This is a genomic window from Burkholderia sp. THE68 (assembly GCF_009938265.1).
GTDB lineage: Bacteria > Pseudomonadota > Gammaproteobacteria > Burkholderiales > Burkholderiaceae > Caballeronia.
Genome location: NZ_AP022315.1, coordinates 1,054,951 through 1,074,476 on the forward strand (window position 1 = coordinate 1,054,951; position 19,526 = coordinate 1,074,476).

Genomic DNA, 19,526 nt, shown 5'->3' on the forward strand with positions numbered 1-19,526 from the left:
TATAGGTATTGAGCGATATTCGTGGCGTGGCACGCCTTCGCGTGCAGCGCATCGCCACGACGGGAGAATGCGTTTGCAGCACCTTTCCATCGATTTTGCGGCGGTCAAGCGTCTCGCCGGCTTCGTCGCGCGGCGCATCGGCGAGGACCGCGTCGCGCAAGTGGCGGGCAGCCTCACGTTCACGAGCGTGCTGTCGCTCGTGCCGCTTGCGACGGTCGCCTTCGCGCTCTTCACCGCGTTCCCGATCTTCGGCTCCTTTCAGGCGTCGCTGCAGGATTTTCTCGCGGTGCACCTGATGCCGCCGCAGATCAACGACCAGATTTTCAAGTACCTGAACCAGTTCGCGTCGAAGGCGAAGGGGCTCACCACCGTCGGCATGATCATCCTCTTCGTGACTTCCGTCATGACGATGATGACCGTCGAGTCCGCGTTCAACGTGATCTGGCGCGTGAGAAAGGCGCGCCCGATCGCGCAGCGCGTGCTCGTCTACTGGTCGATCATCACGCTCGGGCCGATCCTGTTCGGCTGCAGTCTCTCGATCTCCTCGTATGTGTTCGCGCATTCGATCGCGTTCGCGGGCTCGCACAACCTGATGCCGCCGATCGTCGAATGGGCGCTGACGGGCGTGTCGCTGCCGCTCACCGGGCTCGCGTTCACGTTCATCTACGTCTACATGCCGAACTGCAAGGTGGAGTGGCGCGATGCGATCGTCGGCGGGCTGATCGCGGCGGTCGCGTTCGAGCTCGGCAAGCGCGGCTTCGGATCTTACGTGCGCCGCATTCCCACTTACACCGCCGTGTACGGCGCGTTCGCCGCGCTGCCGGTCTTCCTGCTGTGGGTCTATCTGTGCTGGATGATCGCGCTCGTCGGCGCGATGGTCACGTCCGCGCTGCCCGCGATTCGCACCGGCCAGTATCATCGCCGCGATTTTCCCGGCAGCGATCTGCTCGATGCGCTCGAAATCCTGGCGCGGCTCGTCGAGGCGCGCGACGAGGGCAAGCCCGGCTACACGGCGCTGCAACTATCGAGCATGGCGCGCTGCGATCTGGATACCTCGACGCGGCTGATCGCGCGGCTCGATGCGCTCGGCTGGATCGGCCGGCTGGAGGATTCCGCCGCGCCGCGCTACGTGCTGATCGCCAATCCGAATCAGATCACGGTGACGATGCTCTCCGACCAGTTCGTGATCGACCGCGGCGAGCTGGAGTATCAGTTGAAGCTCGACGCGGCGCAGGTGGATTGCGCCGCGCTCATGACTGCGCTGGATAACGAGAAGCTGGAAATCACGCTGGGGTCGCTGATCGCCGCGCGGGCATCGGCGCTGACGAGCGCGCGGATGCGCGAAACACCGCGCCCGTCGATGCCGCAACAGCCCGCCTGAGAGCGGCGGGCGCGCTCATCAAAGCGAAATCTTGCCGATGCAGATGTCCTTGAACATCACCCAGTCGCCCATCAGGCTGTAGACCGGATGCCGGAAGGTCGCGGGGCGGTTCTTTTCGAAGAAAAAGTGGCCGATCCATGCGAAGCCGTAGCCGCAGACGACCGCCGCGGGCAGCCAGAGCCAGTCGCCGGTCGCGATCGCCATCGCGAAGCAGCCGATCACGCCGAGCGAGCCGATGAAATGCAGCCTGCGCGAGACCGCGTTGCGGTGTTCATCGAGGTAATAGGGATAGAACTCGGCGAAGTTCGCGAAATGTTCTCCGTGTGCGGTGTGCGACATGACGGCCTCCCTGATGATGCCTGCCTGACGATCTCGTCTTCACGTCAGCAAGATTCATTCTGCGACCGTCATGCGCGGCGTGCAAGCGGGAACGGCGGTGTGCCGCACGGTACGGTTCAGCCCGTCTTGGCGCATCCGAGCGCGAACGCGAACAGCGTGTCGAGCGTCGCGTCCGGCTGCTCGGACATCAGCGCGTGGCCCGCATCCAGTTCCACCGTTTGCACCGGAGCGCCGGCTTTCTTCAGCGCGTCGACGAGTGGGCGGGCGGCGCGCGGCGGCGTCATCATGTCGCGTTTGCCGCTCACGACGCACACCGGGCAACGCACGGCGGATGCGCGGTCGAGCGCGTCCGCATAGGTGTTGCAGGCGCTGAAATCGGTATGGAAAAGCTGCGCTTCGCCGCGCAGGCTCACGCGCTCCATCAGCCGCTGATTCACGCCTTGCAGCCAGAAGCCCGGCGCGGGGCTCGACGGTTTCGCGGCGATCGTCGAGTGCGACCACTGGTTCACCATCGCGATGGCTTCCGGCTCGTGCTCGCGGGCGGCGTCGAGCAGCGTGTCGGAGACGGCCATCGGCGCGGCGCTCGCGAGCAGCGCGAGGCCCATCGTGCGCGCGGGATAGCGGCCGGCGGTATCCAGTGCGATCAGCGAGCCCATGCTATGACCGATGAAGAGCGCTCGCTGCACGCCCGCCGCATCGAGCACGCCGATCACCCAGTCCGCGAGTGCGCCGATGGTGGAGCGCGCGGGCCCGACGCTGCGTCCATGCCCCGGAAGGTCGAGCGCCAGCACGCCGAAGCCGTGATGCGCGAAGTAACGCGTCTGCAGGGCCCAGACGCTGTGATCGTGTTCTGCGCCGTGAATGAACACGACGGCTGGCCGCGCGGCGTCGAAAGGCTTGCCGCCGGTGTAGGCGTACGCGTCGCGGCCCTGGAGATCGAAGATCATGCGCGGCTCCCGAGCGGCACGGCCGCGCCGGCGTCCGGTGCGCTTTCGCCGGCTTTCTGCGCGGCTTTCAGGCCGCGCTTCAGATCGTCGATGAGATCGTCCGGATCTTCCAGACCGATCGAAAGACGGATGCGCCCGGGCCCGATACCAGCAGCAGCGAGCGCGGCGGCATCCATGCGGAAATGCGTCGTCGATGCGGGATGGATCACGAGCGAGCGCGCATCGCCGACGTTCGCGAGATGCGAGAACAGCGTGAGCGTTTCGATGAATTTGCGCGCTGCCGGCACGCCGCCTTTCAGATCGAAGCTGAACACCGCGCCCGCGCCGCGCGGCAGCAGACGTTCGGCGAGCGCGCGATCGCGGTGCGTCGGCAGTTCGGGATAGGCCACCCCCTCGACCGCGGGCGAGCTCAGCAGGAATTCGATCACCTTGCGCGTATTCGCGACATGGCGATCCATGCGCAACGGCAAGGTTTCGATGCCTTGTAGCAACTGCCACGCGGCTTGCGGATGCAGACACGCGCCGAAATCGCGCAAGCCTTCGCGCCGGGCGCGCAACAGGAACGGCGCGACGGTGCTTTCCTCGGCGAAGACCATGCCGTGAAAACCGTCGTAAGGCTCGGTGAATTCGGGGAAGCGCCCGCTCTCGGTGAAATCGAAGGTGCCGCCGTCGACGAGCACGCCGCCGATCGTCGTCCCATGTCCGCCGAGAAACTTGGTCGCGGAGTGATAGACGAGGTCGGCGCCATGTTCGAACGGGCGCAGCAGATAGGGCGTCGTGAAGGTGGAATCCACGAGCAGCGGCGCGCCATGCTCGTGCGCGATCTCCGCGACGCCGGCGATATCGAGCACGTCGAGCCCGGGATTGCCGAGCGTTTCGCCGAAGAACAGCCGCGTGTCCGGCCGCGCGGCTGCGCGCCACGCGTCGAGATCGTGAGGCGGCACGAAGGTCGTCTCGATGCCGAAGCGCCGCAGCGTGTAGTGCAGCAGATTATGCGAGCCGCCGTAGAGCGCGCTCGATGCGACGATATGCGAGCCCGCGCCCATCAGCGTGGCGATCGCGAGATGCAGCGCGGCCTGGCCGCTTGCCGTGCCGATCGCGCCGACGCCGCCTTCGAGCGCCGCGACGCGTTCCTCGAACACCGCGACGGTCGGGTTCGAGATGCGCGAATACACGTGCCCCGAGCGTTCCATGTTGAAGAGCGCGGCGGCGTGATCGCTGTCGCGGAACGTGAACGAGGTGGTCTGATAAATCGGCGTCGCGCGGGCGCCGGTGGCGGGGTCGGGCGCGGCGCCCGCGTGCAGTGCGAGCGTGTCGAAACGGTTGGCTGGCATCATGGGCGGCCGGCGCGCGGGCGGCGCGGCGTGCGGCGAAAATGAGGGTCAATCATCCTAACATCGGATCCGGGCGGCCAGACCTAGGGCGAACGCGCGGCCGGCAATCGCGCAAAGCCTTGTCCATTCGGCTGATGCGGGCTGCGTTCGCTTTCCTTTTGCGGGCCTTTCCGATAGCATCGATCCATCGTTTCATTCATTTTTGAGCATCAGAACCAGGCATTTCGCGAGGAGACAGCCATGCGAGTCAGCGACATTCTTAAGGTGAAGGGCAACACGCTGTTCACCGTGACCCCCGATACGCCGCTCTCCGACGCAATCGATACCATGGCGGCGCACGACATCGGCTCGCTCGTCATCATGGAATACGGCGATCTGGTCGGCATGCTGACCTTCCGCGAGATCATCCTGACCTTGCACAACAACAGCGGCTCGGTCGGCGCGACCACCATCCGCAAGGTCATGGACGACCATCCGCTCACCTGCACGCCGGAAACTGACGTCAACGAAGTGCGCCGCATGATGCTGGAGCATCACGTGCGCTATCTGCCCGTCATGGACAAGCGCCAGTTGATGGGCGTGATCTCGTTCTACGACGTGGCCAAGGCCGTCGTGGAAGAGCAGGGCTTCGAGAATCGCATGCTGAAGGCGTATATCCGCGACTGGCCCGAGCAGCAGGAAGAAGCACGCTGAGCCCTCGTGTCGTGCCGCGAGGCGTCGCCCTTCGCGGCGACCGGCGAGCCGAACTTGCGCCAGATTCATCATCCGCAGCGCGCCACGATGGCGCGCTTTTTTTCATCCGGCCCAAAGACGAGCGCAACCCGCGGCCCGGTTTCCGTTCCATTCGGATTCGATCGCGGTCCACGCGCGATCAACGCCGGACTTCAATACTCCGCAAGTCATGAGTGACAAACCGCTGCGCGCCTCGTCGCGCACTTCCGCACGTTCGCACGCCGAAGGCGAAAGCCAGTTCAGCCTGTTGCGCGAGCGCCGCTTCGCGCCGTTTTTCTGGACCCAGTTCCTCGGCGCGATGAACGACAACGTCTTCAAGGTCGGCTTCACGTCGCTCGTGACGTTTCAGGCCGCGCGCTTTTCCGGCGTCGATCCGAAGACCGCCGCATTTCTCATTTCCGCGATTTTCATCGTGCCGTTCGTGCTGTTCTCGGCGACCTCCGGCCAGATCGCCGACAAGTACGACAAGGCGGTGCTCGCGCGTCTCGTGAAGAGCTTCGAGATCGTCGTGATGCTGATCGGCGGCGCGGGTTTCCTGCTGCATAGCGCGCCGCTGCTGTACGCGTGCACGTTCCTGATGGGCGTGCATTCCACCGTATTCGGGCCGGTGAAGTACGCCTACTTGCCGCAGCATCTCGATTCGCACGAACTGGTCGGCGGCAACGGGCTCGTCGAGATGGGCACGTTCGTCGCGATCCTGATCGGCACCATCATCGGCGGGGCGGCGGCGGGGGCGACCGAGCATGGCGCGATGATGCTCGCGCTCGCGTGCATCGCGTTCGCGATCATCGGGCGCGTGGCGTCGACGTTCGTGCCGAAGTCGGACGCGTCGCAGCCGGATCTGCGCATCAACTGGAATCCGTTTTCGGAGACGTGGCGCAATCTCCGGCTCGCGAAGTCCGACCGCACGGTGTTTCTGAGCCTGCTCGGCATTTCGTGGCTGTGGTTCGTCGGCGCGACCTTTCTCACTTCGTTCTTCAATTTCGCGAAAGACGTGCTGTCCGCCGATCCCGACGTCGTGACGATTCTGCTCGCGACGTTTTCCATCGGCATCGGCACCGGGTCGCTGCTGTGCGAGCGGCTCTCGAAGCGCCGCGTCGAAATCGGGCTCGTGCCGTTGGGCTCCATCGGCATCAGCGTGTTCGCGATCGATCTGTTCTTCGCGAGTCATCGCATCGCGCCGGCCGGGCATCTGCTCAACGTCGGCGAATTCCTGCTCGCGCTGCCGCACTGGCGCATTCTCGCGGACCTGTTCCTGCTCGCGATGTTCGGCGGTTTCTACAGCGTACCGCTCTACGCGCTGATTCAGGCGCGCAGCCAGCCGACGCACCGCGCGCGCATCATTGCGGCGAACAATATCCTCAACTCGTTCTTCATGATCGTCTCGGCGCTGATGGCGCTTGCGCTCACGTCGTTCGGCGTCGGCATTCCGGGGCTCTTTCTGACGACGGCGCTGCTCAATGTCGTGGTCGCCGTGTACATCTATTCGCTCGTGCCGGAGTTTCTGCTGCGTTTCATCGCGTGGATTCTGGTGCACACGTTCTATCGCATTCGTCTCGTCGACGCGCAGCGTATTCCGTCGCATGGCGCGGCGGTGCTCGTGTGCAATCACGTGAGTTTCGTCGATGCGGTCGTCATCATGGCGGAAAGCCCGCGGCCGATTCGCTTCGTGATGGATCATCGCATCTTCCGCACGCGCTTCGTCGGCTGGATGTTCAGGCATGTGAAGGCGATTCCGATCGCGCCCGCGCACGAGGACCCCGGCATGCTCGAACGTGCCTACGCGGCGTGCGCGAAGGCGCTGGACGAGGGCGATCTCGTCTGTATCTTTCCCGAGGGCAAGCTCACGCGGACCGGCGAACTCAATCCGTTTCGCGGCGGCATCTCCGAGATTCTGCGGCGTCATCCTGCGCCCGTCGTGCCGATGGCGCTGCGCGGTCTCTGGGGCAGCGTGTTTTCGCGCCACGAAGACGCGCAGTGGCCGCGCCCGATCCAGCGCGGTGCGATGACACGCCTCACGCTCGCGGTCGGCGAGCCGATCGCGCCCGCCGATGCGACGCCCCAGCATCTGCAGGAAGTCGTGTCGGCGCTGCGGGGCGCAAGGCGCTGAAAGCGATGGCGCTGGCATAATAGCGGTTTCCCCGACACTTTTTTTCAGGTCGACGCTCATGTCCGGCAATACCCTTGGCACGCTCTTCACCGTCACGAATTTCGGCGAGTCGCATGGTCCGGCGATCGGCTGCGTGATCGACGGTTGCCCGCCGGGCATGGCGCTCACGGAAGCCGATATCCAGATCGAACTCGATCGGCGCCGCCCGGGCACGTCGCGTCACGTCACGCAGCGTCAGGAAGCGGATCAGGTCGAGATCCTTTCCGGCGTGTTCGAAGGCGTGACGACGGGCACGCCCATCGCGCTCCTGATCCGCAACACCGATCAGCGCAGCAAGGACTACGGCAACATCGCGCAGACCTTCCGGCCCGGTCATGCCGATTACACGTACTGGCAAAAGTACGGCGTGCGCGACTATCGCGGCGGCGGGCGTTCGTCGGCGCGGCTGACCGCGCCGACCGTCGCGGCGGGCGCGGTCGCGAAGAAGTGGCTGCGAGAGAAGTTCGGTCTCGAAACACGCGGCTGCATGAGCGCGCTGGGCGAGATCGATATCCCGTTCGTCGACTGGCAGCACGTGAGCGAGAACCCGTTCTTCTCGCCGAATGCGCAGATCGTGCCGCAGCTCGAGGAATACATGGACAACCTGCGTCGTGACGGCGATTCGGTTGGCGCGCGTATCGAAATCGTCGCGAGCGGCGTGCCGGTCGGGCTGGGCGAGCCGCTGTACGACCGGCTCGACGCCGACATCGCCCACGCGATGATGGGCCTCAACGCGGTGAAGGCCGTGGAGATCGGCGCGGGGTTTGCGAGCGTCGCGCAACGCGGCTCGCAACACGGCGACGAGATGACGCCCGAAGGCTTTCTGAACAACAACGCGGGCGGCATTCTCGGCGGCATCTCGAGCGGTCAGGACATCACGGTGTCGATCGCGATCAAACCGACCTCGAGCATCCGCACGCCGCGCCAGTCGATCGACCGGTCCGGCGAGAGCGCGACCGTCGAGACGTTCGGGCGTCATGATCCGTGCGTCGGCATTCGCGCCACGCCGATCGCCGAAGCGCTGCTCGCGCTCGTGCTGATGGATCACGCGCTGCGGCATCGCGCGCAATGCGGCGACGTGGTCGTCGACACGCCGCGGATCGCGGCTCAGGCGCCCGCGAAGTAAGTCGCGCAGCATTGAAAAACGGGCGCCGGTCTTAACGACCGGCGCCCGTTTTCATTTGGCGAGGCAGCAATCACATGTTCGGATAGTTCGGCCCGCCGCCGCCCTCCGGCGTGACCCACACGATGTTTTGCGTCGGGTCCTTGATGTCGCAGGTCTTGCAGTGCACGCAGTTCTGCGCGTTGATCTGCAGGCGCTCGTTGCCGTCGTCGGACTTCACGAACTCGTACACCGCCGCCGGGCAGTAGCGGCTTTCCGGACCGGCATAGGTGCGCAGATTCACGTTGACCGGCACGCTCGGGTCCTTCAGCGTCAGATGCGCCGGCTGATTCTCTTCGTGGTTCGTGTTCGAGATGAACACCGACGAGAGACGATCGAACGTGAGCTTGCCATCCGGCTTCGGATAGACGATCGGCTTGCACTGCGAGGCCGGCCTCAGCATCTCGTGATCCCAATGCTGATGATGCAGCGTCCACGGCACGTTGCCGCCCATCACCTTCTGTTCGAGACCGACCATGAAGGTGCCGAGGTAGAGACCCTTGCTCATCCACTGCTTGAAGTTGCGCGCGCGATGCAGTTCGGTCTTGAGCCACGACGTGTCGAACGCTTCGGGGTATGCCGTGAGTTCGTCGTTCTGACGGCCCGCCTGCACGGCTTCGAACGCGGCTTCGGCGGCCATCTTGCCGGACTTGATCGCCGCGTGGCTGCCCTTGATGCGCGATGCGTTGAGGAAACCCGCGTCGTCGCCGGCTAGCGCGCCGCCCGGGAATGCGAGCTTCGGCAGCGACATCAGCCCGCCCGCGGTGATCGCGCGCGCGCCGTAGGAAATGCGCTTGCCGCCTTCGAGGAATGGCCGGATCGACGGATGCGTCTTGTAACGCTGGAATTCCTCGAACGGCGACAGATACGGATTCGAATACCCCAGCCCGACGACGAAGCCCACGACCACCTGATTGTTGTCCATGTGGTAGAGGAACGAGCCGCCGTAGGTATCGGGTTCGAGCGGCCAGCCGGCGGTGTGGATCACGAGGCCGGGCTTGTGCTTGACCGGATCGATTTCCCACAGCTCCTTGATGCCGATGCCGTACACCTGAGGGTCGGAATTCTGGTTGAGCTTGAATTTATCGATGAGCTGGCGGCCCAGATGCCCGCGCGCGCCTTCGCAGAAAAGCGTGTACTTCGCGTGCAGTTCCATGCCGAGCTGGAAATTCTCGGTCGGCTCGCCGTCCTTGCCGACGCCCATGTTGCCTGTGACGACGCCGCGCACGGAACCGTCCTCGGCGTAGAGCACTTCGGCGGCCGGAAAGCCCGGGAAAATCTCGACGCCCACCGCCTCCGCCTGCTGACCGAGCCAGCGCGTGACATTCGCCAGCGAAATGACGTAATTGCCGTGATTCTTGAAATTGTCGGGAAGCAGCCAGTTCGGCACTTGCTTCGCGTCGTTCTGCGACAGGAACAGGAACCGGTCCTCGGTTACTTCGACGTCGAGCGGCGCGCCTCTTTCCTTCCAGTCGGGGATGAGTTCGGACAGCCCGCGCGGGTCCATCACCGCGCCGGAGAGGATATGCGCGCCGATCTCGGAGCCTTTCTCCAGCACGCATACGCCGATCTCGACGCCTTTTTCCTCCGCCAGTTGCTTCAACCGGATGGCCGCCGACAAACCGGCTGGTCCGCCGCCGACGATGACGACGTCGTATTCCATCGATTCGCGGGGACCGTATTGCTCGATGAGGCTCGCCGGGGTCATCAATGCTCCTATGTACCGTTAGAATGCCCTTTCGGGATCGCGTATTTTCAGCGAAGGTTAAGCGGGCTGCAACCGAAGCTCGCCAATTTAGCACGATCGTACTAATATTCACGGCACCCGCGCCATCGGTGTCGACGCTGACAGCCCCGCATCGCGCCCCGCGCCAGCCAGGGCTGAGTTAACCACAGAACAAGGAAGCACAATGGGCCGTTCGATCAACCTGGAAGGCAAGGTCGCGCTGATCACCGGCGCGTCCAGCGGTTTGGGCAAGCGTTTCGCGCAGGTGCTGTCGCAGGCGGGCGCCAAGGTAGTGCTCGCGAGCCGCCGCACGGAGCGGCTCAAGGAGTTGCGCGCCGAAATCGAGTCGTCGGGCGGCGCCGCGCACGTCGTGTCGCTCGACGTGACCGACTACCAGAGCATCAAGGCGGCGGTCGCGCACGCGGAAACGGAAGCGGGTACCATCGACATCCTCGTCAATAACTCGGGCGTGTCGACCACGCAGAAGCTGACGGACGTGACCCCCGCGGACTTCGAGTTCGTGTTCGGCACGAACGTGCGCGGCGCGTTTTTCGTCGCGCAGGAGGTCGCCAAGCGCATGATCATGCGCGGTAACGGCGCGCCCAAGCCCGCTTACCGCATCATCAACGTGGCGTCCGTGGCGGGCTTGCGCGTGTTTCCGCAAATCGGCCTCTATGCGATGAGCAAGGCCGCCGTTGTGCAGATGACCAAGGCGATGGCGCTGGAGTGGGGCCGCCACGGCATCAACGTCAACGCGATCTGCCCGGGTTACATCGATACCGAAATCAATCACCATCACTGGAAAACCGAGCAGGGGCAGAAGCTCGTTTCGATGCTGCCGCGCCGCCGGGTGGGCTCGCCGAACGATCTCGACGGCCTGCTTCTGCTGCTCGCCGCCGACGAATCGCAGTTCATGAACGGCTCGGTGATCTCGGCGGACGATGGTTTTTCGCTTTGAACATCGCCTTTCTTCCGATAGCAAATGACCACGCATAACGACTTTCACACCGTCTTCAACCTGTCCATGCCGATCCGCTGGGGCGACATGGACGCGTTCGGCCACGTCAACAACACCGTGTATTTCCGCTACATGGAGCAGGCGCGCATCTCGTGGTTCGAGGAGATCGGCATTGCGGGCGGCAATGGCGAGGGGCAGGGGCCGGTGATCGTGAACGCGTCGATGGAGTTCCTGAAGCAGCTTCATTATCCCGGCGACGTGATCGGGCGGATGTCAGTGGGCCAGCCGGGACGCAGCAGCTTCGATACGCGCTTCGAGCTGTATCGCGCCGATGCGCCCGGCGTGCTGTACGCGCGCGGCGCGGCGAAAGTCGTGTGGATCGACTACGCCGCCGGCAAGTCCGTGCCGCTTCCGGATTATCTGCGGCAGGTCATCGAGACGCGATCGCCGGTCGCGCTCTGAGCGCGCATGTCACGTGCCGAGCAGCCGCTGTAGCAGTTCGGTGGCGTTGCCCGTGTCGTACTTCCTCATGAGCCGCGCGCGGTAGATATCCACTGTGCGCGGGCTGATTTCGAGCACGCGGCCGATCTGCTTGCTCGTCTTGCCCATCACGAGCTGCGCGGCGATTTCCCGCTCGCGCGGCGTCAGTTCGATCGCGACCCGCCGCGTCGCGCTCAGGTCCTCGAACGTCCACACGCCCGCCGCATGCGGCGCCCCCTGATCGAGCGCGCGCCCGGTCACGTGGCACCAGAACAATTCACCGTTGCGGCGCTTCATGATGCGGTCGTCGCTGTACGTGCCTTCCTTGCTGATGTGCGCGGCGATGCGCTCGCCGATGCGCGCGAACTCGTCCGGCGACGGATACAGCACCTCGAACGACTTGCCGATGAGCGCCTCGCGCACATACCCGAAGATCGCGCAAAGCTGCTCGTTGCAGTCCTCGATGGTGCGCTCGCGCGAGAGCACGAGCCCGACGGGCGCGAGATGGAACGCGGTTTGATAATCCAGTGCTTGCATGAGAGATGGGCGCGCGCTCGCTTTGCGTTCGCGGCCAAAATACGCCGGGAACCAAACATGCGCGGGCAATGACTTATGTATTTTTGCGTATTGTGCCGGATCGAGTGGGCAAAGTACTCTCTTGTCACGCCAAAAGGCCGCGTGAAGCGCGCGTAACAGCGCATCGGCGGCATCAAAAAGCCGATTTTCAGTTGGTTTCAACATGGAAGGGACACTCAGATGAACAAGGTCTATCCCAGCGCGAAAGCCGCGCTCGAGGACATCGTCAAGGACGGGCAGACGTTCGCCGTCGGCGGTTTCGGGCTGTGCGGCATTCCCGAAGCGCTCATCGCCGCGCTGCGCGACACCGGCGTGAAGGACATCACCTGCATCAGCAATAACGCGGGCGTCGATGGCTTCGGCCTCGGTCTGCTGCTCGAGACGCGCCAGATCAAGAAGATGATTTCGTCGTACGTCGGCGAAAACAAGGAGTTCGAGCGGCAATACCTCGCCGGCGAACTCGAACTCGAATTCACGCCGCAAGGCACGCTCGCCGAGAAACTGCGCGCGGGCGGCTCGGGCATTCCGGCGTTCTTCACCAACACCGGCTTCGGCACCGTGATCGCCGAAGGCAAGGAAACGCGCCAGTTCGGCGAGAACCACTACGTGCTCGAACATTCGCTGACGGCGGACGTGGGTATCGTGAAGGCATGGAAAGCCGACAAATCGGGCAATCTGATCTACCGCCGCACGGCGCGCAACTTCAACCCGATGTGCGCGATGGCCGGCAAGATCACCGTCGCCGAAGTGGAAGAGATCGTCGAGACGGGCGAACTCGATCCGGACATGATCCATACGCCCGGCATCTTCGTGCAGCGCCTCGTCCTGAATGCGCATCCGGAAAAGCGCATCGAACAACGTATCGTCCGCGCGAAAGGAGCGTAATCATGGCTTGGACTCGTGACCAGATGGCCGCGCGCGCGGCGAAGGAACTGCAGGACGGCTTCTACGTGAACCTCGGCATCGGCTTGCCGACGCTCGTCGCCAATCACGTGCCGGACGGCATGGAAGTGTGGCTGCAATCGGAAAACGGCCTGCTCGGCATCGGCCCGTCGCCGTATGAAGATGAAGTCGACGCCGACCTCATCAACGCCGGCAAGCAGACGGTGACCACATTGCCGGGCTCGTCGATCTTTTCGTCGGCGGATTCGTTCGCGATGATCCGCGGCGGCCACATCAACCTGGCGATCCTCGGCGCGATGCAGATCAGCAAGAAAGGCGATCTCGCGAACTGGATGATTCCCGGCAAGATGATCAAGGGCATGGGCGGCGCGATGGACCTCGTCGCGGGCGTCAAGAAGGTCGTCGTGCTGATGGAACATGTCGCGAAGGGCGACCAGCACAAGATTCTCGACGAATGCACGCTGCCGCTGACGGGCGTGGGCGTCGTGGATCGCATCATCACGGATCTCGGCGTGATCGACGTCACCGACAACGGCCTGAAGCTCGTCGAACTGGCGGATGGCGTGAGCGTCGAGGAAATTCAGAAGAAGACGGGCGCGCCGCTCGATGTTACGAGCGTGAAGTAAGCGCGATGTGACATGAACGCCGCGCGTGCGGCGTGAGCGCGAACCGGGGCGGGCGAAGCTGTTGAAGCTTCGCCCGCTTTGTTTTTTGCGCGCATGGCCGCATCTGCGTTGCGCGTGAGCGGGGTCGTCCGTTCGGCCAGGCTCCGCTCGAACAGGGCTGATGGGCTTTACAATAATTTGGACTCTTCCCATGAGGATCTCTCCATGACCGCATCCATCGTCGTCGAAGCAGTGCATTCCGATCTGAGCGAGCCGCGCCAGCGCTTCGTGCAATGTGCGAGCCCGGCGGGTCTGCATCGCATGGCCTATACGGAATGGGGCGATCCGGCGAATCCGCGCGTGCTGCTCTGCGTGCATGGTCTGACGCGCTCGGGCCGCGACTTCGACAAGGTCGCGCAGGCCTTCGCCCTCGACTATCGCGTGGTGTGTCCGGATGTGGTCGGGCGCGGTCTGTCCGACTGGCTGGCCGATCCGCGCTACTACGGCGTGGCGCAGTATGTCGCCGACATGGTCACGCTGGTCGCGCGCCTGAACGTGGAGACGGTGGACTGGTTCGGCACGTCGATGGGCGGGCTCATCGGCATGGCGCTCGGCGGGCTGCCGAACACGCCGATCAGGAAGATGCTGCTCAATGACGTCGGGCCGCACATCGAGCCCATCGCGTTACAGCGCATCGGCGATTATCTCGGCAAGCCGGCGCGCTTCGCTTCGCTCGATGAAGGCGTGCGCCACGCGGCGGCGCTCGCGTCGTCGTTCGGGCCACTGACCGACGAGGAGTGGGCCAGCATCAACACGCCGCTTTTGCACGAGCGCGATGGCGCGTGGGGCTTTCGCTACGACCCGGGCATCGCGACGCCTTTCACGGCGGCAACCGACGAGCAGAACGCCGCCGGCGAAGCGTTCCTGTGGCACTCGCTCGCGTCGATCAGGACGCCGGTGCTCGTCGTGCGCGGCGAGACGTCGGATTTGCTGTCGCGCGAGACGGTCGCGCAGATGGTCGAAAAAGGCCAGGCCGTGACGAGCGCGGAGATTCCCGGCGCGGGGCATGCGCCGGCCTTTCTTGTCGAAGATCAAATCGCCGTCGCCAAGGGGTTCTTTCTCGAACATGGCGGCAGCGGGGCATAATATCGGGCTGGGCGTACGTCGCTAGTGCCCGTTTTTCCATCATTCATCGATCAGGAACACACAATGGCAGTCATTCGTCATCACGTCGGCCCGCGCCTTTCCGAGATCGCGATCCACAACGGCACGGTGTATCTCGCCGGCCAGATCGCGGAAGACACGGAGCAGGACATCACCGGTCAGACGCGTGAAGTGCTCGGCCACATCGACCGCTTGCTCGAAGAGGCGAACAGCGACAAGTCGCATTTGCTGTCCGTGCAGATCTACATCTCGGACATGATCCATTTCCCCGGCATGAACGCGGTGTGGGATTCGTGGGTCGCGGAGGGCAACACGCCGCCGCGCGCCACGGTCGAATCGAAGCTGGCCAATCCCGCGTGCCTCGTCGAAATCGTCGTGATCGCGGCTCAACGCAGCTGATCGACCGCCTCGCCTGAAGTAGTCGCATTGCCCGCATGACCGAGACCGCCGTCCGCGCCGAAATGCTGCCCGAGCCGTCCATCGACGACGCGCTCGCGTTCGTGCGCGAGCGCGCCGGAGACGCGCGCGTCTCGACGGGCGAGTCGCTCGCCGATCACGCGGTCGGCACCGCGCGCATCATGCAGACGCTCAACGTCGATTCGCATGCCGTCGCCGCCGCGGCGCTGTTCGTGCTCGCACCGCATCTCGACGATCCGGAAAAAGTCATCGCCGAGCGTTTCGGTCCGGAAGTGCAGAGGCTCGTCGGCGATGTGCGCAAGCTCTTGCGGCTGGGCTCCGTGAGTTCGCGCGCGACGCTCGCGGAACTGCCCGAGAACACGCGCGATGCGCAGGCCGCGCGCCGCGCGCAAGTCGAGGCGCTGCGCAAGATGTTGCTGGCGTTCGCGCAGGACATCCGCGTCGTGCTCATCAGGCTTGCATCGCGCGTGCAGACCCTGCGTTATCACGCCGCGCACAAGACCGAACCGTCGCCGGACGTGCCGCGCGAGACGCTCGAAATCTACGCGCCGCTCGCCAACCGGCTCGGCATCTGGCAACTGAAGTGGGAACTCGAGGATCTCTCGTTCCGCTTCCAGGACCCGGTCACCTACAAGCGTATCGCCAAGCTGCTCGATGAAAAGCGCGTCGAGCGCGAGACCTATGTGACCGAGGCGATCGCGCGTCTGCAGAAGGAACTCGACACCGCGCACATCAAGGCTGATGTGAGCGGGCGGCCGAAGCACATCTACAGCATCTGGAAGAAGATGCGCGGCAAGCATCTCGACTTCTCCGAGCTGAACGACGTGCGTGCATTTCGCGTCATCGTCGGCGACATCAAGGACTGCTATACCGTGCTCGGCATCGTGCACAACCTGTGGCAGCCGGTCCCGCGCGAGTTCGACGACTACATCTCGCGACCCAAGCCGAACGGCTACATGTCGTTGCACACGGTCGTGATCGGCGACGACGGGCGCGCGTTCGAAGTGCAGATCCGCACGCAGGAAATGCATCAGTTCGCGGAATACGGCGTGGCTGCGCACTGGCGCTACAAGGAAGCGGGCACGCGCGGCTATGCGGGCCAGGTGACGGCGAACGAGAAATACGACGAGAAGATCGCGTGGCTGCGGCAGTTGCTCGCGTGGAAGGACGATGTCGAAGGCGAGCCGCCGGGCTGGCAGCATCTGCGCGACGCCACGCTCGACGACGACCATATCTACGTGCTGACGCCGCAAGCGCGCGTGATCGCGTTGCCGCAGGGCGCGACCGCCGTCGATTTTGCGTATCACCTGCACAGCGAGCTGGGACATCGCTGCCGCGGCGCGCGCGTCGACGGCGCGATGGTGCCGCTCAATACACCGCTGCAGAACGGCCAGACGGTCGAAATCGTCGCGGTGAAGGAGGGCGGCCCGTCGCGCGACTGGCTCAATCCGCAACTCGGCTATCTGCACAGCGCGCGTGCGCGGCAGAAGGTGCGTTCGTGGTTCCTCGCGGCGGACGCGGCGGAGAACATCGCGGCGGGCCGGACGATCGTCGAAAAGACCTTGCAGCGCGAAGGGAAGACCTCGGTCAGCCTCGACCAACTGGCGGCGAAGCTCGGCTTCAAGACGCCCGAGGATCTCTACGCGGTCGTCGCGAAGGAAGAGTTCAGTCTGCGCCACATCGAACAGGCGCTCTCTGATGCACCGCCGCCCGAGCCCGAACCCGAAGCGCCCGAGCAGTTCGAAAAGCGCAGCAGCGGGCAGAGCGTCGCGCATGGTGCATCGACGGGCGTGCTGGTCGTCGGCGTGGACGCGCTGCTCACGCAACTCGCGCGCTGCTGCCGTCCGGCGCCGCCCGATCCGATCGCGGGCTTCGTCACGCGCGGCAAGGGCATGTCGATTCACCGCACCGATTGCGCGACGTTCGAGCGCATGGCCCAGCGCTCGCCCGAGCGCGTGCTGCACACGACATGGTCCGTCGAAGTGATGAACGGGCGGGGATCGTCGGTGTATCCGGTGGATCTCGCGGTCGAGTCAGCGGACCGGCAGGGCTTGTTGCGCGACATCTCCGAAGTGTTCGCGCGCGAGAAGATCAACGTGATCGGCGTGAAAAGCCAGAGCCGCAGGAACATCGCGTATATGCAGTTCACCGTGGAAGTGTCGAACGCAGCGCAGATTCAGCGTGCGTGCACGTTGCTCGGCGAGATACAAGGTGTGATTCGCGCGTCGCGGCGTGCGTGATCGGCGGGATGTTGAACGGATCGGCGAATATTTTCCATTTTTCTGAAGATAAGCACTTGCCAAGATCCGAAACGCTCCATATAATCTCACTTCTTTCAGGCTCGTAGCTCAGCTGGTTAGAGCACCACCTTGACATGGTGGGGGTCGTTGGTTCGAGTCCAATCGAGCCTACCAACGAAACAGAAACTGCGGTTCACCGGAGTTTCGAACCGCAAGAAGCGCTCAGCGCAAAAGGCGAAAAGAAATGGCACGTCGAACGTTGACCGAAACACATTCGGAGCGACGCTAGTCGAGGACCTATTTCGCCTTCTGCCAATTGTTTCGCGGTATGTGTGAAAAGTGAATGCGGCCCCTCGATAGCGGGGCCGCATTTTTTTTGCCTTGCGATTTCTGAAATGAAGTCGCGCGGCAATGCTTAATCGAATCGCTCGGCATGCGCGGAGCGTCTTGGAGAACGATATGGTTTCGGTACGTTTGCCTGATGGGTCGGTCCGACAATACGACCACCCGGTGACCGTCGCGGAAGTCGCGGCATCGATCGGCGCGGGCCTCGCCAAGGCGGCGCTCGCCGGCAAGCTCAATGGCGAACTCGTCGACACCTCGTTTCTGATCGACAAGGATTCCTCGCTTGCCATCGTCACCGACAAAGACCCGGAAGGCGTCGATGTCGTGCGTCACTCTACCGCGCACCTGCTGGCGTATGCGGTGAAGGACCTGTTCCCCGAGGCGCAGGTGACCATCGGGCCGGTCATCGACAACGGGTTCTATTACGACTTCTCGTACAGCCGCCCCTTTACGCCCGAAGATCTCGAGAAGATCGAAAAGCGCATGCAGGAGCTCGCGAAGAAAGACGAGCCGGTGTCGCGCCGCGTCGTGTCGCGCAATGAGGCGGTCGAGTACTTCAAGAGCATCGGCGAGCAGTACAAGGCGCAGATCATCGAGTCGATCCCGGAAAGCGATGAGATCAGGCTTTATGGCCACGGCAATTTCATCGATCTGTGCCGCGGCCCGCACGTGCCGTCCACCGGCAAGCTGAAGGTCTTCAAGCTGATGAAGGTCGCGGGCGCCTACTGGCGCGGCGACTCGAAGAACGAGCAATTGCAGCGTATTTACGGCACCGCCTGGACCAAGAAGGAAGATCAGGATGCGTATCTGCACATGCTCGAAGAAGCCGAAAAGCGCGATCACCGCAAGCTCGGCAAGCAACTCGACCTGTTCCACCTGCAGGACGAAGCGCCGGGCATGGTGTTCTGGCATCCGAAGGGCTGGTCGCTGTGGCAGCAGGTCGAGCAGTACATGCGCCGTCGCGTGAACGACGCCGGCTATCTCGAGATCAAGACTCCGATGGTGATGGACCGCTCGCTCTGGGAAGCGTCGGGCCACTGGCAGAACTATCGTGAAAACATGTTCACGACCGAGTCGGAAAAGCGCGACTACGCCATCAAGCCGATGAACTGCCCGGGTCACGTTCAGGTGTTCAACCACGGCCTGCGTTCGTACCGCGATCTGCCGCTGCGTTACGCGGAATTCGGTTCGTGCCACCGCAACGAGCCGTCGGGCGCGCTGCACGGACTGATGCGCGTGCGCGGCTTCGTCCAGGACGACGCGCACATCTTCTGCACCGAGGATCAGTTCATCGCCGAATCGATCGCCTTCAACACCCTCGCGATGAGCGTGTACAAGGATTTCGGGTTCGATCACATCGACATCAAGTTGTCGCTGCGCCCCGAACAGCGCGCCGGCACCGATGAAACCTGGGATCGCGCCGAAGAGGGTTTGCGCGAAGCGCTGACCGCGTGCGGTTTGCAGTGGGAAGAGCTGGCCGGCGAAGGCGCGTTCTACGGTCCGAAGATCGAATACCACATCAAGGATGCGCTCGGCCGTTCGTGGCAATGCGGCACGCTGCAGCTCGACATGGTGCTGCCGGAACGGCTCGGCGCGGAGTATGTCGCGGAAGACAACAGCCGCCGCCGTCCGGTGATGCTCCACCGTGCAATCGTCGGCTCGATGGAGCGATTCCTCGGCATTCTGATCGAGCACCATGCCGGTGCAATGCCGCCGTGGCTCGCGCCGACCCAGGCCGTTGTGCTGAATATTGCTGAAAGTCAGGCGGAATATGCCGGAAATCTGACCCAATCGTTGCAAAAACAAGGGCTTAGAGTGGAGTCCGATTTGCGCAACGAGAAGATTAGCTATAAAATACGCGAGCACACGCTGCAAAAGGTTCCGTATTTGCTGGTCGTCGGGGACAAGGAGCGTGATGCGCAAACCGTGGCCGTGCGTGCTCGTGGCGGTGTCGATCTGGGCGTGATGCCGGTCGACGCATTCCTCGAACGTCTGCAGCAGGAAGTGCGGGCGTTCAAGTAAGTCACTCGCAGCGCGGCTTGTTTTTTCATTTTTAGAGGAAACGTAA

The 19,526-nt window shown here is 63.8% G+C and carries 17 protein-coding genes and 1 tRNA gene; 13 read left to right on the forward strand and 5 right to left on the reverse strand.

Annotated features, from left to right (window positions below; all coding sequences use genetic code 11):
- Positions 1–67 precede the first annotated feature (67 nt).
- Positions 68–1,381, forward strand: a complete 1,314-nt coding sequence (locus tag BTHE68_RS04985; protein ID WP_174257990.1) for a YihY family inner membrane protein — start codon at positions 68–70, stop codon at positions 1,379–1,381.
- Between the two features lie 18 nt (positions 1,382–1,399).
- Here BTHE68_RS04985 and BTHE68_RS04990 read toward each other — a convergent pair whose 3' ends face one another.
- The 3 genes from BTHE68_RS04990 to BTHE68_RS05000 form a co-directional block, all read right to left on the reverse strand.
- Positions 1,400–1,720 carry an Mpo1-like protein gene (locus tag BTHE68_RS04990; RefSeq protein WP_162065394.1) on the reverse strand — a complete coding sequence of 107 codons (321 nt, stop codon included), beginning with the start codon at positions 1,718–1,720 and terminating at the stop codon, positions 1,400–1,402.
- Between the two features lie 116 nt (positions 1,721–1,836).
- Complete coding sequence (locus BTHE68_RS04995; RefSeq protein ID WP_162065395.1) at positions 1,837–2,667, reverse strand: alpha/beta fold hydrolase; 831 nt, start codon at positions 2,665–2,667, stop codon at positions 1,837–1,839.
- Positions 2,664–4,001, reverse strand: a complete 1,338-nt coding sequence (locus BTHE68_RS05000; protein ID WP_162066794.1) for an O-acetylhomoserine aminocarboxypropyltransferase — start codon at positions 3,999–4,001, stop codon at positions 2,664–2,666. The genes BTHE68_RS04995 and BTHE68_RS05000 overlap by 4 nt, the downstream gene beginning before the upstream one ends.
- Positions 4,002–4,241: 240 nt before the next feature.
- On the opposite strand from BTHE68_RS05000, the gene BTHE68_RS05005 reads away from it, so the two are divergent.
- The 3 genes from BTHE68_RS05005 to aroC all read left to right on the forward strand — a co-directional run bounded on the left by BTHE68_RS05005 (position 4,242) and on the right by aroC (position 8,008).
- Positions 4,242–4,694: a CBS domain-containing protein gene (locus BTHE68_RS05005; protein WP_162065396.1), complete on the forward strand. Its 453-nt coding sequence runs from the start codon at positions 4,242–4,244 to the stop codon at positions 4,692–4,694.
- 208 nt (positions 4,695–4,902) lie between these two features.
- Positions 4,903–6,843 carry an MFS transporter gene (locus BTHE68_RS05010; protein ID WP_162065397.1) on the forward strand — a complete coding sequence of 647 codons (1,941 nt, stop codon included), beginning with the start codon at positions 4,903–4,905 and terminating at the stop codon, positions 6,841–6,843.
- A gap of 58 nt (positions 6,844–6,901) precedes the next feature.
- Positions 6,902–8,008, forward strand: a complete 1,107-nt coding sequence (aroC, locus tag BTHE68_RS05015; protein WP_162065398.1) for a chorismate synthase — start codon at positions 6,902–6,904, stop codon at positions 8,006–8,008.
- A 70-nt stretch (positions 8,009–8,078) separates the two neighbouring features.
- Here the strand turns inward: aroC and BTHE68_RS05020 are convergent, their stop codons facing one another.
- Complete coding sequence (locus BTHE68_RS05020) at positions 8,079–9,752, reverse strand: electron transfer flavoprotein-ubiquinone oxidoreductase (RefSeq protein ID WP_162065399.1); 1,674 nt, start codon at positions 9,750–9,752, stop codon at positions 8,079–8,081.
- A 202-nt stretch (positions 9,753–9,954) separates the two neighbouring features.
- Here BTHE68_RS05020 and BTHE68_RS05025 point away from each other — a divergent pair, with 202 nt between their 5' ends.
- Both BTHE68_RS05025 and BTHE68_RS05030 read left to right on the forward strand, forming a co-directional pair.
- Positions 9,955–10,728 carry an SDR family oxidoreductase gene (locus tag BTHE68_RS05025; protein WP_061175724.1) on the forward strand — a complete coding sequence of 258 codons (774 nt, stop codon included), beginning with the start codon at positions 9,955–9,957 and terminating at the stop codon, positions 10,726–10,728.
- A 24-nt stretch (positions 10,729–10,752) separates the two neighbouring features.
- Positions 10,753–11,190 (forward strand): acyl-CoA thioesterase, encoded by a 438-nt coding sequence (locus BTHE68_RS05030; RefSeq protein ID WP_162065400.1) that lies wholly within the window; start codon positions 10,753–10,755, stop codon positions 11,188–11,190.
- Between the two features lie 9 nt (positions 11,191–11,199).
- Here the strand turns inward: BTHE68_RS05030 and BTHE68_RS05035 are convergent, their stop codons facing one another.
- Positions 11,200–11,745, reverse strand: a complete 546-nt coding sequence (locus BTHE68_RS05035; RefSeq protein ID WP_162065401.1) for a LuxR C-terminal-related transcriptional regulator — start codon at positions 11,743–11,745, stop codon at positions 11,200–11,202.
- Between the two features lie 219 nt (positions 11,746–11,964).
- Between BTHE68_RS05035 and BTHE68_RS05040 the strand changes: the two genes are divergently transcribed.
- From BTHE68_RS05040 to thrS, 7 genes are all read left to right on the forward strand, one after another.
- The gene (locus BTHE68_RS05040) at positions 11,965–12,669 is read left to right on the forward strand and encodes a CoA transferase subunit A (RefSeq protein ID WP_162065402.1); all 705 of its coding nucleotides are present in this window, start codon (positions 11,965–11,967) and stop codon (positions 12,667–12,669) included.
- A gap of 2 nt (positions 12,670–12,671) precedes the next feature.
- Positions 12,672–13,313, forward strand: a complete 642-nt coding sequence (locus BTHE68_RS05045; RefSeq protein WP_061175720.1) for a CoA transferase subunit B — start codon at positions 12,672–12,674, stop codon at positions 13,311–13,313.
- Between the two features lie 204 nt (positions 13,314–13,517).
- Complete coding sequence (locus BTHE68_RS05050) at positions 13,518–14,438, forward strand: alpha/beta fold hydrolase (RefSeq protein ID WP_162065403.1); 921 nt, start codon at positions 13,518–13,520, stop codon at positions 14,436–14,438.
- A 63-nt stretch (positions 14,439–14,501) separates the two neighbouring features.
- Entirely contained in the window at positions 14,502–14,855 is a 354-nt protein-coding gene (locus BTHE68_RS05055; protein WP_162065404.1) for a RidA family protein, read from the forward strand.
- Between the two features lie 35 nt (positions 14,856–14,890).
- Positions 14,891–17,113 carry a RelA/SpoT family protein gene (locus BTHE68_RS05060; protein ID WP_162065405.1) on the forward strand — a complete coding sequence of 741 codons (2,223 nt, stop codon included), beginning with the start codon at positions 14,891–14,893 and terminating at the stop codon, positions 17,111–17,113.
- Positions 17,114–17,210: 97 nt separating this feature from the next.
- Positions 17,211–17,287, forward strand: a tRNA-Val gene (locus BTHE68_RS05065).
- 285 nt (positions 17,288–17,572) lie between these two features.
- Complete coding sequence (gene thrS, locus BTHE68_RS05070; RefSeq protein ID WP_162065406.1) at positions 17,573–19,480, forward strand: threonine--tRNA ligase; 1,908 nt, start codon at positions 17,573–17,575, stop codon at positions 19,478–19,480.
- Positions 19,481–19,526: the final 46 nt, after the last annotated feature.

Excerpts from the sequence above, each read along its gene's own strand:
- BTHE68_RS04985 (WP_174257990.1), top strand. The coding sequence starts at position 68 with ATGCGTTTGCAGCACCTTTCCATCGATTTTGCGGCGGTCAAGCGTCTC.
- BTHE68_RS04990 (WP_162065394.1), bottom strand. The coding sequence starts at position 1,720 with ATGTCGCACACCGCACACGGAGAACATTTCGCGAACTTCGCCGAGTTC.
- BTHE68_RS04995 (WP_162065395.1), bottom strand. The coding sequence starts at position 2,667 with ATGATCTTCGATCTCCAGGGCCGCGACGCGTACGCCTACACCGGCGGC.
- BTHE68_RS05000 (WP_162066794.1), bottom strand. The coding sequence starts at position 4,001 with ATGCCAGCCAACCGTTTCGACACGCTCGCACTGCACGCGGGCGCCGCG.
- BTHE68_RS05005 (WP_162065396.1), top strand. The coding sequence starts at position 4,242 with ATGCGAGTCAGCGACATTCTTAAGGTGAAGGGCAACACGCTGTTCACC.
- BTHE68_RS05010 (WP_162065397.1), top strand. The coding sequence starts at position 4,903 with ATGAGTGACAAACCGCTGCGCGCCTCGTCGCGCACTTCCGCACGTTCG.
- aroC (WP_162065398.1), top strand. The coding sequence starts at position 6,902 with ATGTCCGGCAATACCCTTGGCACGCTCTTCACCGTCACGAATTTCGGC.
- BTHE68_RS05020 (WP_162065399.1), bottom strand. The coding sequence starts at position 9,752 with ATGACCCCGGCGAGCCTCATCGAGCAATACGGTCCCCGCGAATCGATG.
- BTHE68_RS05025 (WP_061175724.1), top strand. The coding sequence starts at position 9,955 with ATGGGCCGTTCGATCAACCTGGAAGGCAAGGTCGCGCTGATCACCGGC.
- BTHE68_RS05030 (WP_162065400.1), top strand. The coding sequence starts at position 10,753 with ATGACCACGCATAACGACTTTCACACCGTCTTCAACCTGTCCATGCCG.
- BTHE68_RS05035 (WP_162065401.1), bottom strand. The coding sequence starts at position 11,745 with ATGCAAGCACTGGATTATCAAACCGCGTTCCATCTCGCGCCCGTCGGG.
- BTHE68_RS05040 (WP_162065402.1), top strand. The coding sequence starts at position 11,965 with ATGAACAAGGTCTATCCCAGCGCGAAAGCCGCGCTCGAGGACATCGTC.
- BTHE68_RS05045 (WP_061175720.1), top strand. The coding sequence starts at position 12,672 with ATGGCTTGGACTCGTGACCAGATGGCCGCGCGCGCGGCGAAGGAACTG.
- BTHE68_RS05050 (WP_162065403.1), top strand. The coding sequence starts at position 13,518 with ATGACCGCATCCATCGTCGTCGAAGCAGTGCATTCCGATCTGAGCGAG.
- BTHE68_RS05055 (WP_162065404.1), top strand. The coding sequence starts at position 14,502 with ATGGCAGTCATTCGTCATCACGTCGGCCCGCGCCTTTCCGAGATCGCG.
- BTHE68_RS05060 (WP_162065405.1), top strand. The coding sequence starts at position 14,891 with ATGACCGAGACCGCCGTCCGCGCCGAAATGCTGCCCGAGCCGTCCATC.
- thrS (WP_162065406.1), top strand. The coding sequence starts at position 17,573 with ATGGTTTCGGTACGTTTGCCTGATGGGTCGGTCCGACAATACGACCAC.